The 18,512-nt window shown below is 65.2% G+C and carries 19 protein-coding genes, 1 tRNA gene and 1 pseudogene; 18 read left to right on the top strand and 3 right to left on the bottom strand.

The window, feature by feature from the left end; genetic code table 11:
* Positions 1-308 precede the first annotated feature (308 nt).
* Positions 309-1,400, top strand: a pseudogene (locus QQW98_RS13955) (recombinase family protein); the annotation flags it as partial.
* A gap of 519 nt (positions 1,401-1,919) precedes the next feature.
* Here the strand turns inward: QQW98_RS13955 and QQW98_RS05480 are convergent.
* Positions 1,920-1,996 (bottom strand) — tRNA-Arg (locus tag QQW98_RS05480).
* A 118-nt stretch (positions 1,997-2,114) separates the two neighbouring features.
* On the opposite strand from QQW98_RS05480, the gene QQW98_RS05475 reads away from it, so the two are divergent.
* From QQW98_RS05475 to QQW98_RS05435, 9 genes are all read left to right on the top strand, one after another.
* Positions 2,115-2,492, top strand: a complete 378-nt coding sequence (locus QQW98_RS05475) for a hypothetical protein (protein WP_290136525.1) — start codon at positions 2,115-2,117, stop codon at positions 2,490-2,492.
* Positions 2,493-2,523: 31 nt separating this feature from the next.
* A complete protein-coding gene (locus QQW98_RS05470) occupies positions 2,524-3,033 on the top strand; it encodes an MmcB family DNA repair protein (protein WP_290136524.1) in 510 nt (169 codons plus the stop codon).
* Between the two features lie 64 nt (positions 3,034-3,097).
* Positions 3,098-3,841 carry a sterol desaturase family protein gene (locus QQW98_RS05465; RefSeq protein WP_290136523.1) on the top strand — a complete coding sequence of 248 codons (744 nt, stop codon included), beginning with the start codon at positions 3,098-3,100 and terminating at the stop codon, positions 3,839-3,841.
* A complete protein-coding gene (locus tag QQW98_RS05460) occupies positions 3,838-4,290 on the top strand; it encodes a DUF2141 domain-containing protein (protein ID WP_290136522.1) in 453 nt (150 codons plus the stop codon). Before QQW98_RS05465 ends, QQW98_RS05460 begins: the two co-directional genes overlap by 4 nt.
* Positions 4,291-4,400: 110 nt before the next feature.
* Complete coding sequence (locus QQW98_RS13950; protein ID WP_404800871.1) at positions 4,401-6,419, top strand: hypothetical protein; 2,019 nt, start codon at positions 4,401-4,403, stop codon at positions 6,417-6,419.
* Between the two features lie 54 nt (positions 6,420-6,473).
* Positions 6,474-7,568, top strand: coding sequence for a phosphatase domain-containing protein (locus tag QQW98_RS05450; protein ID WP_290136521.1), 1,095 nt, complete (start codon positions 6,474-6,476; stop codon positions 7,566-7,568).
* Entirely contained in the window at positions 7,568-8,584 is a 1,017-nt protein-coding gene (locus QQW98_RS05445) for an alpha/beta hydrolase (protein WP_290136520.1), read from the top strand. Before QQW98_RS05450 ends, QQW98_RS05445 begins: the two co-directional genes overlap by 1 nt.
* Before the next feature lie 59 nt (positions 8,585-8,643).
* Positions 8,644-9,993 carry a M48 family metalloprotease gene (locus QQW98_RS05440; protein ID WP_290136875.1) on the top strand — a complete coding sequence of 450 codons (1,350 nt, stop codon included), beginning with the start codon at positions 8,644-8,646 and terminating at the stop codon, positions 9,991-9,993.
* A 13-nt stretch (positions 9,994-10,006) separates the two neighbouring features.
* Complete coding sequence (locus QQW98_RS05435; protein ID WP_290136519.1) at positions 10,007-10,723, top strand: DsbA family protein; 717 nt, start codon at positions 10,007-10,009, stop codon at positions 10,721-10,723.
* A gap of 23 nt (positions 10,724-10,746) precedes the next feature.
* Here the strand turns inward: QQW98_RS05435 and QQW98_RS05430 are convergent, their stop codons facing one another.
* A complete protein-coding gene (locus tag QQW98_RS05430; protein WP_290136518.1) occupies positions 10,747-11,367 on the bottom strand; it encodes an HD domain-containing protein in 621 nt (206 codons plus the stop codon).
* A 121-nt stretch (positions 11,368-11,488) separates the two neighbouring features.
* On the opposite strand from QQW98_RS05430, the gene QQW98_RS05425 reads away from it, so the two are divergent.
* From QQW98_RS05425 to nadC, 3 genes are read left to right on the top strand one after another with little or no spacing between them, the layout of a single operon-like run.
* A complete protein-coding gene (locus QQW98_RS05425) occupies positions 11,489-12,706 on the top strand; it encodes a sensor histidine kinase (RefSeq protein WP_290136517.1) in 1,218 nt (405 codons plus the stop codon).
* Positions 12,703-13,497 (top strand): LytR/AlgR family response regulator transcription factor, encoded by a 795-nt coding sequence (locus QQW98_RS05420; protein ID WP_290136516.1) that lies wholly within the window; start codon positions 12,703-12,705, stop codon positions 13,495-13,497. Before QQW98_RS05425 ends, QQW98_RS05420 begins: the two co-directional genes overlap by 4 nt.
* Positions 13,497-14,360 (top strand): carboxylating nicotinate-nucleotide diphosphorylase, encoded by an 864-nt coding sequence (gene nadC, locus QQW98_RS05415; protein ID WP_404800870.1) that lies wholly within the window; start codon positions 13,497-13,499, stop codon positions 14,358-14,360. Before QQW98_RS05420 ends, nadC begins: the two co-directional genes overlap by 1 nt.
* A 6-nt stretch (positions 14,361-14,366) precedes the next feature.
* Here nadC and QQW98_RS05410 read toward each other — a convergent pair whose 3' ends face one another.
* The gene (locus QQW98_RS05410; RefSeq protein ID WP_290136515.1) at positions 14,367-15,233 is read right to left on the bottom strand and encodes a helix-turn-helix domain-containing protein; all 867 of its coding nucleotides are present in this window, start codon (positions 15,231-15,233) and stop codon (positions 14,367-14,369) included.
* Positions 15,234-15,394: 161 nt separating this feature from the next.
* On the opposite strand from QQW98_RS05410, the gene QQW98_RS05405 reads away from it, so the two are divergent.
* Genes QQW98_RS05405 through QQW98_RS05385 form a run of 5 tightly spaced genes read left to right on the top strand, consistent with a single transcriptional unit; the run spans position 15,395 to position 18,480 of the window.
* Positions 15,395-15,745, top strand: coding sequence for a type II secretion system F family protein (locus QQW98_RS05405; protein WP_290136514.1), 351 nt, complete (start codon positions 15,395-15,397; stop codon positions 15,743-15,745).
* A 4-nt stretch (positions 15,746-15,749) separates the two neighbouring features.
* Positions 15,750-16,727, top strand: a complete 978-nt coding sequence (locus QQW98_RS05400) for a type II secretion system F family protein (protein WP_290136513.1) — start codon at positions 15,750-15,752, stop codon at positions 16,725-16,727.
* 4 nt (positions 16,728-16,731) lie between these two features.
* Positions 16,732-17,508, top strand: coding sequence for a tetratricopeptide repeat protein (locus QQW98_RS05395; RefSeq protein ID WP_290136512.1), 777 nt, complete (start codon positions 16,732-16,734; stop codon positions 17,506-17,508).
* Between the two features lie 6 nt (positions 17,509-17,514).
* Positions 17,515-17,988, top strand: coding sequence for an A24 family peptidase (locus tag QQW98_RS05390; protein WP_290136511.1), 474 nt, complete (start codon positions 17,515-17,517; stop codon positions 17,986-17,988).
* 57 nt (positions 17,989-18,045) lie between these two features.
* A complete protein-coding gene (locus QQW98_RS05385; protein WP_290136510.1) occupies positions 18,046-18,480 on the top strand; it encodes a hypothetical protein in 435 nt (144 codons plus the stop codon).
* Positions 18,481-18,512: the final 32 nt, after the last annotated feature.

The raw sequence follows: 18,512 nt of genomic DNA, 5'->3' as shown, positions 1-18,512 counted from the left end.
GGTGATGGGTATTCTCATATTCTTCCTGCGCACAGGATACTGGTTGGGCCCATCCCAATCGAAGGCGGCGGCTTTCGTGTGGCCATTTGGGGGTAGAATGCACTTCGTCTTTCGTCGCCATCCTAACTCGGGTGTATGGCGGCACGACCAGAGAAAAACGAAACTTACACGCCGAGGCCGGATACGTCCCCGAGCGTAGTCGTTCGTTGGCTCCCGCCGCATATTCCGGTAATAGAGAACGAGGTCCGCTTTCTCGATAATCTCATAGGATCGGAATTGGCGGCTCTGTTCGACGAGGAATTCTGACGATGGCTCTTCAGTCCCCCATGCGAGTTTGCATCTATACGCGTGTGTCGACCTCGCGCCAGGCGGACAACGAACTGTCGCTTACCGATCAGTTCGAGCGAGCACAGCAATGGTGTGATCAGAACGGTGCGGTGGTCGTTGACCAGTTCGTCGAACCGGGCGCGAGCGCGATGGACGACGACCGTCCGCAGTTCCAGAAGATGATGCAACGCGCGACGAGCGACGAGCGACCCTTTGACGTCATTCTGGTGCATTCCCTCTCACGGCTCTTCCGGAACGCTGAACATTTCATGGTCTACCGGGCCCGCCTCAAGCTCGCAAAAGTCAAAATTGTCAGCATCACGCAGCCGTTCGGAGATGACCCCGCATCAGAGCTCGCAGTCGGAATTCTCGCGCGTTTCGACGAGTATAATTCGAAAGAGACCGCCAAACACGTGCGTCGGACGATGATTAAGAATGCGGCCCTGGGGTTTTGGAACGGTCAAACTCCACCTCTGGGTTACAATACCTACGAAGCCGATCGCATCGGAGGCAAGAGCAAAAAAAAGCTGGAGATCAAGGATGAGGAAGCCCCGATCGTTCGCAAGATCTTTGATCTCTACCTCGTCGGTCCGAAAGGAGGAACGCCGCTCGGAATTACCCGCGTTGCTGCCTGGCTGAACGAAAACGGCTTCAAATATCGCGGTCATAAGTTTCACGTCTCCAACGTCCAAGCCGTGCTGCGGAACAGCGCTTATGTCGGTGTGGCGATGTATAATAAGCGGGACTCCAAGAGCCGCAAACTGCGCCCGGAGTCCGAGTGGGTGCCCATCCCCGTGCCAGCAATCATCAACGAGGATGATTTCGCCGCGGCACAGACGAAGCTGAGCGCGAGCCGCGCGGTGAATACACCCGCGCGGGTGACGACCACCAACAACCTCCTCATCGGCGTCGCCGTATGTGGGTGCGGTGGAGACGGCTGCGGCGGCGGCATGGTTGCCGCAACCGGCAAGTCAGGAGCGTATCGGTATTACGCATGCTCCAACAGGATGCGCGCTGGGCGGACCGCTTGCACCGGACGCCGTATTCCGCGGGAGCAATTAGACGATATCGTCATGAAAGCACTCAGCAAGCGTTTGCTTACATCAAGTCGCCTGGAGAACCTGCTGAATGATTGGCTCGACATGTCGGAAAAGGCAGTGACGAACCGGCGCGAAGAGTTGCGCCAACTACGCGCACGTAAGACGGACCTGGAGGCGGGTATCGACCGTCTGCTCGATCTCGTCATTCGTGGTCAGATGTCCCAGAGCGACGAACTTTTCTCGAAGAAGCTTCATCAACTGAAGCAGCAGTTGGCTCAGGGGAAAGCCGACATCGCCATGACCGAGCGTCAACTCGCCGGTAGCACTCGCAAGATCACGCCCAAAGTCATTGAGCGGTTCACCCTTCTTATGAGGGAGCGCCTAAGCGACGCAGACCCGGCGATGCGGCGTTTCTACGTCAACGCTTTGGTGGGACGGGTCGAAGTCGGAAACAAAGAGATACGCATATCAGGTAATGTTCGCGCATTGGAGAAAGCCGTCGCCGCAGATCTCAGCGCGCCCGTATCCAAAGTTCGCAGCATCGAACGGAAATGGTGCACCCGACAGGATTCGAACCTGTGGCCTCTGCCTTCGGAGGGCAGCGCTCTATCCAGCTGAGCTACGGGTGCTTCGCCATGGCGTAGGTGCGGCGCTCTAGCAGCGGGTTTGCCCCTCGCCAAGCGCGTTTCCACCGGCCTGCCCCCGGCGTCAACGCTTTGGCAATCGGTCGCGCGTTATGGGGGCATCATGAACGCGATGTCCTTTCCCGCAGGGGCCCAGCAGGGCCAGGGCTCCCACGCGATGCGCTGGGGAGCGCTGCTCGACGCCGGCGCGGTGCTGGCCGATCTTGCCGGCGTGGCGCAGGAGCGGCCCGATGCCGCTGCCAAGGCCTTCCCGCTGGCGATGAGAGAGGCCGAGGGGCGCCGCCGCGCAGCCATGGAAGGCGCCTTGTCCGATATCGCCGCGGTCATGGAACCCGGCATGGCGGCCCTGCTCGCCGTGCTCGCCCGCGGGGCGGATGCGCGCCCGGCCGCCCGCGCGCTGTGGAGCGAATTCGCCGCCTCGCGCGATGCGCTGCTGGCGATGGTCCCGGCCGGCAGCAACGGCCCGCGCCGGAGCGCTTGACGAGGTTCCCTTTTCGTTCCAACACGGCGGCATGACCGAAACGCTTGCCGCTACCCCCTCGCCCGACGATCTCGATCCCACCCGCTGCGACAGCGGTGCGGTGGCACGCGGGATCGCCCGGCTGTTTGCGCGCAACGACACCTGGCTGCTGCCCGAAATGCCGCTGCGCAACGGGCGGCGGGCCGACCTGATGGGCATCGATCCCAAGGGCCGCGTGGTCATCGTGGAGATCAAGGTGGCGCGCGGCGACCTGATGGGCGACGCGAAATGGCCCGATTACCTCGACCATTGCGACCGCTTTTACTGGGGCCTCGCCCCGTCGCTGGACCGCGGCTGCATGGAGACCGAGGCGTTCCAGCCGGATTGCTGCGGGGTCATCGTGGCCGACGGTTACGACGCGGAAATCCTCCGCCCCGCGCCGCTGCGCCCGCTCGCCGCCGCCCGCCGCAAGGTCGAGATCGAGCGGCTGGCCCGCACGTCGCTGCGCCGCCAGGTCGTGGCCGCCGATCCCTATTGCAGCCCGTGGGACGAAGCGGGCTGACCGGCGAAAGGCCTGCCAACAGGGTACTGTCCCGTTAACCTGCCCTGCGCTATAGAACGCCGCCATGGGAACGGGGACGACACTGGCGATAACGATCGCGGCGATGGGCGCGATCATCGCGCTGCGCTATTTCGCGACGAGCGGGATCTTCGCGCTTGCCACCAGCCGGGTGCGCCCGGGCCTGTACGCCTCGCTCCGCTCGCAGATCCTGCGCGAAATCGGCTGGTCTCTCATCTCGGCGCTGATCTTTGCCGTGCCGGCCGGTATCGTTGCATGGGGTTGGCAGGAACACGGCTGGACGCTGATCTACGACGATATGGCGGCCTATCCCTTGTGGTACATGCCGGTGTCCGTGCTCGCCTATCTGGTTTGCCATGACACGTGGTTCTACTGGACCCACCGGCTGATGCACCACAAGCGCATCTTCCCTGTCGCGCATGCCGTGCACCATGCCAGCCGCCCGCCGACCGCATGGGCCGCAATGAGCTTCCATCCGGTCGAGGCGATCACCGGGGCCGTGGTCATACCGGCGCTCGTCTTCCTGATCCCGATCCATGTCGCAATGCTGGGCACCGTGCTGGCGATCATGACCGTGATGGGCGTCAGCAATCACATGGGCTGGGAGATGTTCCCGCGCGCGCTCGTTCATTCGCGGTTGGGGGGCTGGCTGATAACCGCCAGCCATCACAACCGCCACCACACGCTCTACCGCTGCAATTACGGCCTTTATTTCCGCTTCTGGGATCGCCTGTGCGGAACCGACCGGGGCCTCGACACAGACTTCGCCAGGACACCGACGACGCCATGACATCACGCATCCTCGCCGCACTCGCCTTCCTTGCCGCAGCACCCGCGGTGGGAGCCGCTGCACCGGCACCGGAAGACGGGACCAGCGTCGCCGTGTCCGTCAACAACATCCGCAATGCGAAGGGCGTGGTGCGCGCCTGCATCACCGACCAGTCGCGCAACTTCCACAAGTGCCAGGGCGGCAAGACCCAGCGCCTGGTGGTCGATGCCAAGGCGAGCGTGACCTTCACGTTCCGGAACGTCACGCCCGGCCGCTGGGCGATCGCGCTGCTGCATGACGAGAACAACAACAACAAGGCCGACAGCGTGCTGGGCATGATGCCGAAGGAAGGCTTCGGCTTTTCGCGCGATGCGCCGGTTCGCATGGGCCCGCCCAGCTTCGGTAACGCCGCTTTCACGGTGGGCGACGAGCCGGTCAGCCAGTCGATCAAGATGCGCTACATCCTCTAGGCCCCACCAAGGTCCGGCGGCGGGAGCACACAAACCCGCTCGCACTTAACGGCTTGTTTACCATGGTCCGGCACAACCTCAGCGAATGACCGAACTGGGGGCACGACGCCATGGATACGCTTAGAGGCAATTTTGGGAACGACGCCGATCCGCTGGATGGCGGCGTGGAGCCCGATATCCACGAGGACGAGACCGGGCGCGAGGATCCGCCCGCAGCGATCGGCGCGGACGAGCGCCGCATGCAGGTGCGCGCCTACAATCATTGGGCCGGCCTGCTGGAAGATCGCAACTTCCCCTCGATCGAGGACCTCGATCCCGACGCCCTGCCCGATTTCGGGCCCTATTCGGTGCTGCTCGATTTCTCGACCGGGATCGAGAACCCCGGCATTTCCTATCTCGGCGCCAAGCTGGCCGAGGAATGCGACGCCGATACGTCGAACATGGCCAAGCTGGACGACATTCCGGCCCGGTCGCTGCTGAGCCGGATCACCGACCACTACATGCAGATCCTGGCGAATCAGGCGCCGATCGGTTTCGAGGCGGAATTCGTCAACCAGCGCAGCCAGACGATCCTCTATCGCGGGATCCTGCTGCCGTTTTCCAGCGACGACGACACGATCGATTTTATCTACGGCGTCATCAACTGGAAGGAGCTCGCCGACCCGGAGACGGCCGACGAGCTGCTGCTGCAGATCGACCAGGCGCTCGACGAGACTGCCGGGACTGCCGAGCCGGTGCCCGGCCTTGCCGCGGAAATGACCGACTGGGCCGACGGCCCCGCCTCGCCCGTCGAATCAAGCGCCGAACCGCTCGAACTGACGGCGGGCGATGTTGCGGTTCCCGGCGCTACGGAGACGGTCGATGACATGGGCCTTCCGCTGCCTGCCTATGGCGATGCAGGCGAAGACGACTTCAACGCCATGGATCAAGGCGCGGAGAGCGACGAAGACGAACTCGATTACGCGCCCGACAGCGACTTCGTGCTGGAATATGACGACGAGGACGAAGAGCCGAGCGACGAATACGGCGAGCCCGAGGAGCCGGTCGACACGGGTTCCTTCGCCTCGCTGACCGAACATCTTTCCGGCCTCGGCTCCCCGCGGACCAAGAAGACCGCGACCGAACTGGGCGTGGTCCAATCCGACCCGGCGCTGGCCGACGAACCGATTTCGGACGGCGAATTCAACCTGGCCTCCTACGGCCTGTCGGACGACGACGAGGAACTGCTGGAAGACGAGGGCGCGGACGACGCAGCCTTCGGTTCGCTCGGTGCGCTGCTTGGCGGCGGCACGGACGACGAAGAACCCGGTGACGGATCCGCCGAAGAGCAGGACATCCATGCCGAGGAAGAGGATTTTGCCGACGACGCAGCCCTCGAAGACCTCGAAGCGTCCTTCGAACCTGCTGCCACGCAGGAAGCGGCGCCGGCAGCCGACACTGCGTCTGAGAATGAGCCCGAGCCCGAGCCTGAGTCTGGGTCTGTCTTCGAAGGCCCGGTCATCGAAGCGCCGCGCCCCGAGGACATGGAGCTGGGCGACTGGCTCGCCGTGGCCCGCGAACAGGCCGAGGCAGCCAGCGTCCGCGAGGATCGCTCGCGTGCCGCGCTGTACGAAGCGGTCGGCCGCGCGCACGACTTTGCGATTGCCGCCAGGCAGGCACCCGAAGATTTCGCCGAACTGGTCGAGGACTACGGCCTCACCATGCAGGACCGTGCGCCGATGACTCCGGTCGTGAAGCTCGTCTTCGGCGCCGATTACGACAAGACGCGCATCACCGAATACGCCACCGTGCTGACCCACGCCGAGCGCGTCGGCGTCGGCCGCGGTGAACTGGCGGAGTACCTCGCCAGGGCCGACGGCGGCCTCAAGGGCGTGGTCGCGGAAGAACGGGCCTGGAAGCGCGAGAAAGACGGCAAGCCGGCCGCGCCCAAGACCGAAATCAGCAAGGCGCTGGCGAAGCAGTTGCGCGCCCTGCCGGTCCAGCATTTCAGCGAGATTCCGTCCGACGGCGAAGAATTCGCGTTGGTCGCCATCCGCCGGATGGGCGACGGGACGGTCGCCGTGATCGGCGAAGTGCCGCACGACGCCAAGCTGGTCACGAAGGCGGCACGCAGCCTGCTCGATCGCTGACCGGGTGAAATCGGGGGTGGGTTCCGGCGGCATGGCCCGCTAGGGCTGCCCCCGATGCCCATTTTCCCGACCGCGCCCGCGCAGATCCACCCCTTCTTCGGCTATCGCAGCGAAACGCGCCTGATGCTGCGCGCCCGCGCGCTGCGTTCGCGCAGGAATGAGCACAACACCGGCGGCCGCTGGCAGGCGATCCGCACGCTCATGTTGCATTACGCTTCGCACGAGGTTAAAGGTCTCGACGTCCGGATGGACCTCGAATCCCCGGACGGGGAAGTTGTCAGCCACCGCGCCGTTACCGACAAAGAGGGCTATGTCGTGTTCGACATCGGCCTGCCGGGCGAATGGCCCCTGGCCGATCGCCCGCGCTGGGAAGTGGTCGAGCTCCATTGGGAAAACGACGAAGGCGCGCAATGCGTGCCCGCCCATGTCCTCGCGCCAGGAGCGGAGACGCATCTCGGGGTGATCTCCGATATCGACGATACGATCATCGAAACCGGTATTACTGGCAGCCCGCGCGCGCTGCTGCGCAATTGGCGCCGCCTGCTTGCGCAGCACCCCGAAGAGCGGATCGCCGTGCCGCACGCCGATACGTTCTACGGCGCGCTGGGCGGGGCGCGGTTCGACCCGGAAGAAGCGAGCCATCTGGGCGAAAGTCTCCCGGCGACGCAGCGGCCGTTCTTCTTCGTCAGCTCCAGCCCGTGGAACCTGTTTTCGTATCTCGTCGCGTTCAAGAAGGCGAAGGGCCTGCCGCTGGGCCCGATGGTGCTGCGCGACTGGGGCCTCAACCGCGAGACCTTCGGCTCCTCCAGCCACGGCGGCCACAAGGTCGATGCCATCAAGCAAATCGTCGGTTTCTATCCCGACATGCGGTTCGCGCTGGTTGGCGACGACACCCAGGGCGACGTGACCGCATTCGGCGAGGTGGCCGAGGCAATGCGGGGCCGGATCGCGGCAATCTTCATCCGCAAGGCCGCCGCCGACCCGCTGTCGCCGGAAGAAGTGGCGGCCAAGGCGAGCATCGAGGCGCTGGGCATCCCCATGTGGCTGGGCCCCAGCTACGATGCGGGCAAGCAATTCCTGCGCGCAACCGGGCTGGTCGGCGATAAGGACGCAAAAGATATCGTGGACACGGTCGAAGAGGCACAGTGATGGCAACGGGGGCAGCGCAGGGTGGCAAGACGTCGGAGAAACCTCGTTCGAAAGGCAGGCGCGCGATGATCTGGACGCTGGTGGTGCTGGCGGTGATCGCCGCGATCTTTTTCGGCATCTGGCGCTGGGCCGTGGCGAACCAGTCCGTCTCAACGCTCGACCGGATCGACGGCTTCTTCACCTCCGGCGACGCGGCGCTTGCTGCCGGGCCGGTCAGGTTGGGCGAGGCGGACCGCCAGCGCCTCTATGTCTGGAAACCTTCCGGCGAAACGGACGGCCTGCGCCCGGTGGTGGTCTGGATCCATGGAGGCGGCTGGAACGCGGGCGACCCGGCCGATTACGCCTTCATCGGGCGCAATCTCGCCGCCCAAGGCTATGTCACGGTGGTCGCCGGCTACCGGCTGGTGCCCGGCGGCGAATACCCCGCGATGCTGGAAGATACCGCTGCCGCCGTCGCGTGGACCTATCGCAATATAGCGCAGCATGGCGGCGACCCGGAAAAGATCGCCCTGATGGGCCATTCCGCCGGCGCCTACAACGTGGTGCAGGTCGGGCTCGACCGGCGCTGGCTGGGCGACGAGCGCCTGCCCGACAATGCCGTCGACGCTGTGGTCGGCCTTGCCGGGCCGTACGACATCTTCCCCTTCACCAGCGATTCCACGCGCGCGGCGTTCGGCGGCTGGTCGCGGCCGGAAGAGGTCGACAGCTTCACCTATGTGCGCGGCGATGCCGCGCCGATGTTGCTCGCCACCGGCGGCGACGACGAAACCGTCGACCCGCGCCATTCGAGCGAACTTGCCGCCGCGATAACGAAAGCCGGCGGGACCGCGCAGGCGATCAGCTTCGACGGCATGGGCCATGCCGGCATTCTCATGGCACTCGGCCGCCCGTTCGACCGCGACGATCGCGTGAAGACGAGCGTCTACAGCTTCCTCGACGGGATTTTCGCCCAGCCCGCGATGCCCGACGCCCGCCCGGCGTCTGACGCCGCGGGCGCGCGGGACGGGACGGAATAGCCCGCAGCGACACTTCAGTTCCGGTTCAGCCCCGGATGGGCTACAGCTGCCCCCGCATGATGCGCCCCATCGCCCGGATCCTCGCGGTTTTCGCGGTCTTCTCGCTCGTCGTCCAGCCGGCCGCGGCGCAAAGCGTGCTGCGCGATGCCGAAACCGAGGCACTGCTGGAGGACATGGCCGCCCCGCTCGCCGAAGCGGCCGGTCTGGAGGATGTCGACATCGTCCTCATCAACGACCCGTCCATCAACGCCTTCGTTGCGGGCGGGCAGCGGATCTACATCCATTCCGGCCTTCTCAATGCGGCCGAGGATGCGGGCGAAGTGCAGGGCGTGATCGCGCACGAGCTGGGCCATATCACCGGCGGCCATGTGCTGCGCCATTCCGAGGGCGCGAGCACGGCCGGCAACATCACCATCCTCTCCCTGCTTCTCGGCCTCGCTGCCGCGGCGGCCGGTGCGGGCGAAGCGGGCATGGGCATCATCGCCGCAGGCCAGCAGGCCGCGATGGGCAATTACCTGTCGTTTAGCCGCGTGCAGGAAAGCTCTGCCGACGCGGCCGGGGTGGAATATCTCAGCAAGGCCGGCATTTCGGGCCGCGGTTCGCTCACCTTCTTCGGACGGCTGCTGAATCAGGAATTCCGCTATTACCGCAACCAGTCGGACGAGGCCGAGTTCTACCGTACCCACCCGCTCTCCGGCGACCGTATTTCGCGGCTGGAGGCGGATTACCGGGCCGATCCGGCGTGGGACATGCCGACCGATCCCGCGTTGCAGGCGCGCTTCGTGCGCGCGAAAGCGAAGCTTTACGGCTTCCTCGCCAAGCCGCAGGACACGTTCCGCGCCTATCCCGACAGCGATGGCAGCGTGCCCGCCCGCTATGCGCGCGCCTACGCCTATCACAAGGATGCGCGCACGCCGGATTCGCTGCGGGAAGTCGACGCGCTGCTGGCGGCGGAGCCCGACGACCCCTTTTTCCTCGAACTGAAGGGGCAGGTGCTTCTGGAAACCGGCCAGCCGGACGCTGCGCTGGCGCCGCTTCGCCGGGCGACAGAACTGACCGGCGCGCAGCCGCTGATCGCCTCGATGTTCGGCCACGCGCTGATCGCGACCGAGGATGCGGAGCATTTTGCCGAGGCGGAGCGCGTGCTGAAAGCCTCCGTCGCGCGCGACCGGCTCAATCCCTTCGCGTGGTACCAGCTCGGCCAGATCTATGCGGCTCAGGGGGATATTCCGCGCGCGCGGCTGGCGAGTGCGGAACAGCAAGCGATGCGTCAGCAATGGCCGGAGGCGCTAACCAGCGCGCAGGCTGCGCAGGCGGGGCTGGACACCGGCACGCCGGACTGGATCAGGGCGCAGGACATCGAATACCAGGCGCGCGACGCGCTGGAACGCGCGCGGGATCGGCGCTGAAACGGGGCAATCTATGACGGAGAGGAACAACATTTGGCCGAAACTGGCCGCGGTGGCGGCAATCGGCGCTGTGGCCGGCTTCGGCGGCGGCTGGGCGGCGACAACGCTTGGCGGACCGGCGGACGAGGATTTCGAGGCGTACCTGCTCGCCAATCCGGAAATACTGCCTGAGGCCATGCAGGCCCTGCAGCAGAAGGAAATGGCCGCGCGGCTGGATCCCGTGCGTGAAGCCGTCATGACGCCCTACCGCGGCGCGGTGCTCGGCAATCCAAACGGCAGCAAGGTCCTTGTCGAATTCAGCGACTATGCCTGCGGTTACTGCCGCCAGAGCGCCAAGGATGTCGAAGCGCTGGTGGCCAGGGACCCCGAACTGAAAGTCGTGATCCGCGAATTCCCGATCCTGTCGGAAGGCAGCGTCCACGCTGCGCGCATGGCGCTCGCGGCTGCCGAACAGGGCAAGTTCGAAGCTTTCCATCACGCCATGTTCGCCGGCGGATCACCCGACGAGGCAGGCGTGGAAGCGGCGGCCAATGCGGCCGGTCTCGACATAGAGGCCGCCAACAGGGCGATCGCTGCGGGCAAGTACGATCAGGAGCTGGCTCAGAACCAGCAGCTCGGCCGCGTCCTGGGTTTCGACGGGACGCCCGCGTGGATCGTCGGCGATGCTGTACTGGCCGGCGCGGTCGGCGAACGCGAGCTCGCCGAAGCCATCGCCGAGCAGACGGGCTAAGCACGCCGTTCCTTATTCGCGCTTCAGGCCGGCGCGTGTTCCTCCAGCGCGTCCTTGACCGGGCCCGCTAGCGGCTTCGTCATCACCCGCTCCACCATCGGTTCGAAGAATTCGAGCGGCAGGCTGTCGTAATCCGGGTCGAAACTCGCCTGGTCGTACTTCTCGCAGAACTCCGCACAGGCATCGAAATGCGGGTGATCGCGGAACTGCTCGCGCTGGTCGCGGTCCATGCCCAGGTAATGGAAGTAGTAATAGCCTTGGAACATGCCGTGGTTCTGGCAGATCCAGTGCAATTCCTCCGATACGAATGGCTTGATAATCGCGGCGGCGATGTCCGGGTGGTTGTAGGCTCCCAGCGTATCGCCGATGTCGTGCAGCAGCGCCATGACGACGTAGGCCTCGTCCCGCCCGTCGCGGTGGGCGCGGGTCGCGGTCTGGAGTGAATGTTCGAGCCGGCAGACGGGAAAGCCGCCGTGGTCCCCTTCCAGCAACCGCAGATGCGCCAGCACCCGTTCCGGCGTGTGGCGCGCATGCTGGCCGAACTCGCGCGCGATCAGCTGCCAGTCTTCTTGCGTGCCTTCGGTCATGGCGGTGAATTTCGCCCGCTCTGCCACGCCGTGAAGCGTATCGTTGTCGACGTCCATGCTGTGCTCTCCCGGACACTCAAGATGACGACGAATCCTATCAGAGCTGCGCCCGGTCGCCAACGGGGCGCAAAAACCCATGTGACGAAGCCGCCCGCTATCGGCTAGGGTGCGCATAATCATGGTTGCCCTGCCTTTCCGCCCCACGCCGTTCTTCAGGGACAAGAGCCGTGCGTTCTGGAACCTGCAGTTCGTGGGTTGGACGGGCGCGCTGCTGCTGCGCACCGGCGGCGCGCTGGCCGGCGGGCAGGATTACGAATTTTTCGTCGTCCTGCTGATTGAGGCGATCACCGGCTTTTCCATCAGCCTGATCCTGGCGGTGGTGTTCAAGACGCTCCTCGACCAAAAGCCGATCGTCACCTGGGTCGCATCGGGGGCCGTGCTGCTGCTGGCGGTCAGCCTGTTCGCTTTCGTCATGGCGTGGGTGATCGGCCTCTACCGCACGGAGACGGAGACGGCCTTCCTCCAGCTGTTCATCGGCTACTACATCTTCCCGCTCACGCTGCTCGGCGCGTGGTCGGCGCTGTATTACGCGATCAATTTCTTCCTGCAGATCGAGGAACAGGCCGACCAGCTCGCCCGGCTCGAAATGCAGGCCACCAGCGCGCAACTGGCCATGCTGCGATACCAGCTGAACCCGCATTTCCTGTTCAACACGCTCAATTCCATTTCCACGCTGATCCTGCTGAAGGAAACCGCGCCCGCCAATGCGATGGTGACCAAGCTGTCCTCCTTCCTGCGCCACACGCTGGTGAACAAGCCCAGCGGCACTGTGACGCTGGCGGAGGAAATCGAGACGCTGAAGCTTTATCTCGGCATCGAACGGATGCGCTTTGCCGAACGGCTGCGGACGGAATTCGATATCGCGCCCGAAGTGGAAAAGGCCTGCCTGCCGTCCCTGCTGCTCCAGCCACTGGTCGAAAACGCGATCAAATACGCCGTCTCCCCGCAGGAAGAAGGCGCGGAGATCAAGGTTCGCGCCCGGCAGCTGGGCAATCGGTTGCAGATTTCCGTTATCGATACCGGTCCGGGCATCGATCCGGGCCGCGACCCCGCCAGCCTGCCCGGCAGCACGGGCGAGGACGACCGTTCCACCGGCGTTGGCCTCGCCAACATCCGCGACCGCCTGCAGCAGGCCTATGGCGAGGAGCAGCGTTTCGACATCGTTGCCCCGCCGGGCGGCGGATTCACCGTGACGCTGGAATTGCCGTACGAAATCGCCGAAGAGGCCGACAAGGCCGCCGGCCAGGCTGGCCGCGCCACCAAGCCGGCCATCGCCGCCCCGTCATCCCCGGCGGAACGCCCCCTCACCCCGCCCCAACTTGGACAAGCCACATGACCATCCGCACCATCCTCGTCGACGATGAAAAGCTCGCGATCCAGGGCCTGCAACTCCGGCTCGAACCGTTCGAGGATATCGAGATCATCGCCACTTGTGCCAACGGGCGCGAGGCGATCCGCGCGATCAAGACCGAAAAGCCCGATCTCGTCTTCCTCGACATCCAGATGCCGGGCTTCGACGGTTTCTCGGTGGTGAAGGGCGTGATGGAGATCGAGCCGCCGCTGTTCGTCTTCGTCACCGCGTTCGAAGAACATGCAATCCGCGCTTTCGAGGCCAACGCCGTCAATTACCTGATGAAGCCGGTGGACGAGGACAGGCTGGCCGACACGATCGAGCGCGTTCGCCAGCGCCTCGCCGAAAAGAAATCGGCGGAGGATGCCGAAAAGCTGCGAGAAGTGCTCGCCGAAGTGGCCCCCGACGCGGCCGAAGCCGCAGCCGAGGAAGAGGACACCGGCAGCCGTTACGAGAAGCTGATCAACGTGAAGGACCGCGGGCAGATCTTCCGCGTCGATGTCGCGACGATCGAACATATCGAGGCGGCGGGCGATTACATGATCATTTCCACCGGCGACAATTCGCTGGTCCTGCGCGAGACGATGAAAGACCTGGAACGCAGGCTCGATCCCAAGACCTTCCAGCGTGTCCATCGCTCGACCATCGTCAATCTCGACCTCGTCCGGCAGGTGAAGCCGCACACCAATGGCGAATGCTTTCTCGTGCTCGATAGCGGCAGCGAAGTGAAAGTCAGCCGCAGCTACCGCGACGTGGTCGCGCGGTTCGTGCACTGATGGGGTTCGCGCTGCCCGGCTTCGATCTCGACGCCTTCGTTGCCGATACGCTGGCCGAGGATCTCGGCGACTGGGCCGAAGGAGGAGGGAAAGATGTGACCGCTGAAAGCGTCATTCCCGCAGAGGCGCGGTTTTCCGGCGTGATGGACAGCCGCGATCCGATCACCGTGGCCGGCCTGCCGGTGGCGGAGGCTTTCTTCCGCCAGCTCGACCCCGACATGCAAATCGACATCCTGGTCGAGGAGGGGGCGCAAGTCGCGGGCGGCACCGACCTGATGCGGCTCAAAGGCAATGCCCGCGCCATGCTGACGGCAGAGCGCAGCGCGCTCAACACGGTGCAGCACCTTTCAGGCATCGCGACGATGGTGCGCGAGTATGTCGATGCGATGGCCAATCCCCATTGCACCCTGCTCGACACCCGCAAGACGATACCCGGCCTGCGCGTGCTCGAGAAATACGCCGTGCGGATGGGCGGGGCGAGCAACCACCGCATGGGATTGTGGGATGCGGCGATGATCAAGGACAACCACATCCTCGTCGCCGGCAGCGTGGGCGAGGCGGTCCGCCGCGCGCGCGATGCCGGGGTGAGCGACATCATCTGCGAAGTCGACCGGATCGACCAGATCGAACCGGCGCTGGAAGCCGGGGCGACCCGCCTGTTGCTCGACAACATGGGCCCTGCGACCTTGCGCGAAGCAGTGGCGCTGGTTGCCGGCCGCGTGCCGACCGAGGCGAGCGGCGGCATCAACCTCGACACGATCGCTGCCAAGGCCGCGACCGGCGTCGATTACGTTTCCGTCGGGCGCCTGACGCAGAGCGCGCCGGCCGCCGATATAGGGCTCGATTTCACTCCGCTGGACTGACCGTGCTCAGGACTTGTCAAGCACCTGCACCGGCGATCCGAAATCGGCCAGGCGCTGGCGCACGAAGGCCCGCATCAGCGGTAGGTCGAAACGCGCGTATTCACTCGGCGAAACGCCCATGAAATGCTTGAATTCGCGCGTGAACTGGGCGTGGTCGGTATATTGCGGGTCCATCACCTCGGTCCAGCAGGTTGCGCCCTTGACGAGGTAATCCGCCAGCACCCGCATCAGCCTCTGCCGCCGCAGCAACAACTTGGGCGGGAAACCGAAATGCTTGCGGCAAACCCGCTCCAGCGATCGCACATGGGTGGCGCTGGCATCGGCCAGCTGCTCGACCGTCTTGATTTCCGGGTCGAGCAAGGCCTGCTGCACCGCCTTCACCGTGCGCAGATCGGGCGGATCGCTGGCGAGCGAGGCCAGCCACTGGGCGATAAGACCGAATTCGCGCTCGTCGTCGGGCGGCGCGGCGAGGATGGCGTCGGTCAGGGCACCGAGGCCAGGAAAGATGCGCTGCTCACGGCCATCGAACAGCGTGTTGGCGGCACCGTCCGCCGGCGTGCGCGCCATGCGCGCCCAGCCGCACGGCTTGATGCCGATGCCCCACAGGCGGGCCGAACCCATGGTGAAATGCGCCGGGTGGCTGGTCGGCCCGCTGACGTAGCAATCCGCGTCTTCAAGCACCGGGCCATCGCCGATCCGGCTGACCGGCAAGCTGCCGCGCATGATGCGGACGTTGGCCAGTTCCGGCTGAAGCGCGTCGCTGAATTCCCGGTCGCCGGGCAAGCGGATTTCGACCCTGTAAACGCTGGTGATGCAGCAGAAGACTTCTTCGGGAAGCGCGAAGAAGCGCGTGTCGAAACTCGGCTTGTCCATTGCTACGGCTGCCCTGCCCCCTTGGCATAGCTGACGATATCGCGGCCCCTTGATGGCTGAATAGCACATGGCCCCAGGGGGCTGGCAAGTTTGGTGCTTTGCAACATCGCCGGGTGCAATTGTCTTTCGCCGCCGTTAACCTCGTTTGCCAACCGTGCGCGATGGCCGACCGATGGAACCTCGATGATATCCGCATGTTCGTCCTCTCCCTCTCGGTGCAGAGCGAGACGGGTGGCAACCTTGCCGAAATTCTGCAGAACCTCGCCGACGTAATCCGCGAACGGGCCAGTCTTTACATGAAAGTCCGCGCGCTCAGCAGCGAGGGGCGGATGACCGGCTGGATGCTGACCGCCCTGCCCATCGTCGCCTTCGTCGGCATGTTCAGCGTGAACCCCGAATTCTACCTCGCCACGGCGGACGAGCCGATGTTCCTGTTCGGCTTCATCAGGCTCGGCATCCTCTACACAATCGGGTTCATCTGGCTCCGCAAGCTGATCGACTTGAAAGTCTGAGCCCATGGACGTCATCGCCACCAGCAGCGCCGCCCGCCTCGCCGTCCTCCTGGCGATCTTCGCGATCGTGGCGATCGTGGCGTTCACGGCCATGGCCTATGCCTCGAAGCGCGCGACGATGCGTGCCGGTCTTAAGACCATCGCCGGCAAGCCGACAATCCAGACTGCCGCCGGCACTGCCAGCCTGCGCGCCGACGAGCGGGCCACGAGCTGGGGCAAGCTGGCCGAGTTGATCGAGCGCACGGGCCTCGACCTCACCGACACCAAGAGCGACCGCCTGCGCGAAAAACTGGTCGCAGCCGGCTATACCTCGCCCGCCGCACCGAAGATCTTCACGCTCGTGCGGCTCGGGATGATCTTCCTGATCCCGGCGCTTTACGTGCTGCTGGCGTTCTCCGGCGACGATCCGCCCAGCTTCCTGCGCGTCTACATCATCGGGGCGCTGCTGGCGCTGCTCGGCCTGTACTTGCCCAACCTGTTCGTTCGCGCGCGGGCCGACCGGCGGCGCGAGGCCATCATCAACGGTTTTCCGGACTGCCTCGACCTGATCCTCGTTTGCGTCGAAGCCGGCCTCGGCATCGAAGCCGCGCTGGACCGGGTGGGCCGCGAAATGGTCCATTCGCATCCCCTCGTCGCCAACCTCCTGGGGGTGACGACCTTGCGGCTGCGCGCCGGCGCGACCCGCGAGGAGGCCTTCCGCAAGCTGGCGGACATGGTCGCGGTCGATGAAATCCGCTCCTTCACCACGCTGCTGATCCAGTCCGACAAGCTGGGCACCTCGATCGCCTCGACCCTGCGCGTCTATGCCGCCGAAATGCGCGAGCGGCGCCGGATGCGGGCCGAGGAAAAGGCGCACCGCCTGCCGGTCCTCATTTCCATTCCGCTCGTCGTCTTCATGCTGCCGACGATGATCGGCGTGCTGATGCTGCCCGCCAGCATTCGCGTCGCCCGCGATATTTTCCCGATCATGCAAGGGGGATGATCCCATGAAGAAGCCCGCCACCATCGCCATCCTCGTCGCCGCGCCGCTCGCGCTGGGCGCATGCTCGGCCATGACCACGCCGGGCGGCACGCAAAGTGCGGAGAACGCATCCGGCGCCTCGCTCGACGAATATTTCGCCGAGCGCCTCGAGGCAGGCCGGACCCACCTCGCCCATGGCCGCGTCACCGCCGCCATCGATGCTTTCCGGCAGGCGGGCGTGCACCGCGACTATGCCGCCGATGCGGCGAATGGCCTGGCCGTGTCCTACGCGCGGATCGGGCGGGAAGACCTGGCCGAACGCTATTTCCGCGAAGCCATCGCACTTGCGCCGGAGAACGAGAAATTCGCCCGCAACCTGGCCCGCCTCGAAGGTAGCGTCACCGTGGAAGCGCCCGTATTTGCCGAGGCCCAGGACGCGCCCACAGAAACCGCTCCCGCCGACGTGCCGGCAATGCCGGAAGCTGTCAGCAGCATGGGCTTTGCCGCGGCATTCGAGCCTTTCACGCCGACCCGTCCGGGCGCCGAAGCCCGGCCGAACACGATCATGGTCGCGGCGCGAGCAGAGCAGCCCGCACGGCCCCTCGCCGCCGCGACTCAGCGTCCGCTCGAAGTCCGCGTCGGTTCGGGAGCACCGCAGGTTGCCGCCGCAAATCGCGAAGTGTTCATCACCACCCAGGGCGTGACCCGGGTGACGGGCCCCCAGCCCTATCGCCGCGGCGTGCAAGTGGCGCAGGGCGGCGCGGGCGGCCGCTATCCCGTGCGCATCCAGTTCGGCAACTGATCGCACGTGCTGGCAAACGCAGGCATCCTGGTCGGAGGAGCGATCTTCGCCCTCCTGATCGCGGTCGGCGCGGTTTCGGACCTGCGATCGCGGCGCATCCCCAACTGGGTCAGCTTCGCGCTGCTCGTAACCGGGCTGGGCTTTACCGCCTACGCCTCGGGCTGGTCCGTCACGGGCAACCACGCGCTTCATGCCCTCGCGGCGCTGGTCGTCGGCATGGCGATTTATGCGATCAAGTTCTGGGGCGGCGGCGATGCCAAGTTCTATACCGGGATCGCCGGCTGGTTCGCGCTCGGCGAAGCGATCCGGCTGCTGGTGCTCGTCGCACTGTGCGGCGCGCTCCTGGCGGGCGTATGGTGGCTCGTCGCGAAGGTTCGAGGCAGCGGCGATGCGCAAGGCGCCATGACCCTGCCTTACGGCGTCGCCATCGCGGGCGGAGCAGCGGCGGCGATGTTCGCCCCGCTCTCCTCCATCAAATGATGCTTTATCCGCGCGGGGCCATCCGCTACGCGTCGGCTTCGTGAGGGGGCCACCACAATGCAAAAACCGCCATCGATACGCTTTTTCAACGCCCTTTTCTGGCTAGGCGTAATTCTGAATATCTGCGCGGCGATCGTGAACCGCGAGCTTTCTACTGAAGCGAGCGGCCTTGCCGAATCGGGCGCCGATCCGGCGCTTTTTCTGGCAGCCGGCGTCTTGTTCCTGATCGTGCTGTTCGCTGCCCTCTGGTTCTTCATAGTCCTGCGGGCAAGCTCGATCGCGCGATGGATTTTCACAATATTCGCGATGGTCGTGCTCGCCCTCACCGCCGCAAACGCGCCGCTGCTCGCCGCCAGAATGGGTGCTTTCGGCACTTCCCTGGAAATCGCGCGCTTCGCCATCTGGGTGCTCGCTGCGCTCCTGCTTTTCCGCAAGGATGCCGAGAACTATTTTCGCGCGAGCCGGGCACCGGGCACCGTCATCGACGAATGATAAGCAAAGCGTCGGCAAGCGTTCTATTCGTC

Origin of the sequence: Alteriqipengyuania flavescens, from assembly GCF_030406725.1 — a bacterium.
GTDB lineage: Bacteria > Pseudomonadota > Alphaproteobacteria > Sphingomonadales > Sphingomonadaceae > Alteriqipengyuania_B > Alteriqipengyuania_B flavescens.
The sequence above is the reverse complement of the archived record's forward strand: the minus strand, read 5'-3'. Positions and strand labels throughout refer to the sequence as shown.

Coding starts and splice junctions, on each gene's coding strand:
- QQW98_RS05475 (WP_290136525.1), top strand. CDS start 2,115: ATGAACGCGATGTCCTTTCCCGCAGGGGCCCAGCAGGGCCAGGGCTCC.
- QQW98_RS05470 (WP_290136524.1), top strand. CDS start 2,524: ATGACCGAAACGCTTGCCGCTACCCCCTCGCCCGACGATCTCGATCCC.
- QQW98_RS05465 (WP_290136523.1), top strand. CDS start 3,098: ATGGGAACGGGGACGACACTGGCGATAACGATCGCGGCGATGGGCGCG.
- QQW98_RS05460 (WP_290136522.1), top strand. CDS start 3,838: ATGACATCACGCATCCTCGCCGCACTCGCCTTCCTTGCCGCAGCACCC.
- QQW98_RS13950 (WP_404800871.1), top strand. CDS start 4,401: ATGGATACGCTTAGAGGCAATTTTGGGAACGACGCCGATCCGCTGGAT.
- QQW98_RS05450 (WP_290136521.1), top strand. CDS start 6,474: ATGCCCATTTTCCCGACCGCGCCCGCGCAGATCCACCCCTTCTTCGGC.
- QQW98_RS05445 (WP_290136520.1), top strand. CDS start 7,568: ATGGCAACGGGGGCAGCGCAGGGTGGCAAGACGTCGGAGAAACCTCGT.
- QQW98_RS05440 (WP_290136875.1), top strand. CDS start 8,644: ATGCGCCCCATCGCCCGGATCCTCGCGGTTTTCGCGGTCTTCTCGCTC.
- QQW98_RS05435 (WP_290136519.1), top strand. CDS start 10,007: ATGACGGAGAGGAACAACATTTGGCCGAAACTGGCCGCGGTGGCGGCA.
- QQW98_RS05430 (WP_290136518.1), bottom strand. CDS start 11,367: ATGGACGTCGACAACGATACGCTTCACGGCGTGGCAGAGCGGGCGAAA.
- QQW98_RS05425 (WP_290136517.1), top strand. CDS start 11,489: ATGGTTGCCCTGCCTTTCCGCCCCACGCCGTTCTTCAGGGACAAGAGC.
- QQW98_RS05420 (WP_290136516.1), top strand. CDS start 12,703: ATGACCATCCGCACCATCCTCGTCGACGATGAAAAGCTCGCGATCCAG.
- nadC (WP_404800870.1), top strand. CDS start 13,497: ATGGGGTTCGCGCTGCCCGGCTTCGATCTCGACGCCTTCGTTGCCGAT.
- QQW98_RS05410 (WP_290136515.1), bottom strand. CDS start 15,233: ATGGACAAGCCGAGTTTCGACACGCGCTTCTTCGCGCTTCCCGAAGAA.
- QQW98_RS05405 (WP_290136514.1), top strand. CDS start 15,395: ATGGCCGACCGATGGAACCTCGATGATATCCGCATGTTCGTCCTCTCC.
- QQW98_RS05400 (WP_290136513.1), top strand. CDS start 15,750: ATGGACGTCATCGCCACCAGCAGCGCCGCCCGCCTCGCCGTCCTCCTG.
- QQW98_RS05395 (WP_290136512.1), top strand. CDS start 16,732: ATGAAGAAGCCCGCCACCATCGCCATCCTCGTCGCCGCGCCGCTCGCG.
- QQW98_RS05385 (WP_290136510.1), top strand. CDS start 18,046: ATGCAAAAACCGCCATCGATACGCTTTTTCAACGCCCTTTTCTGGCTA.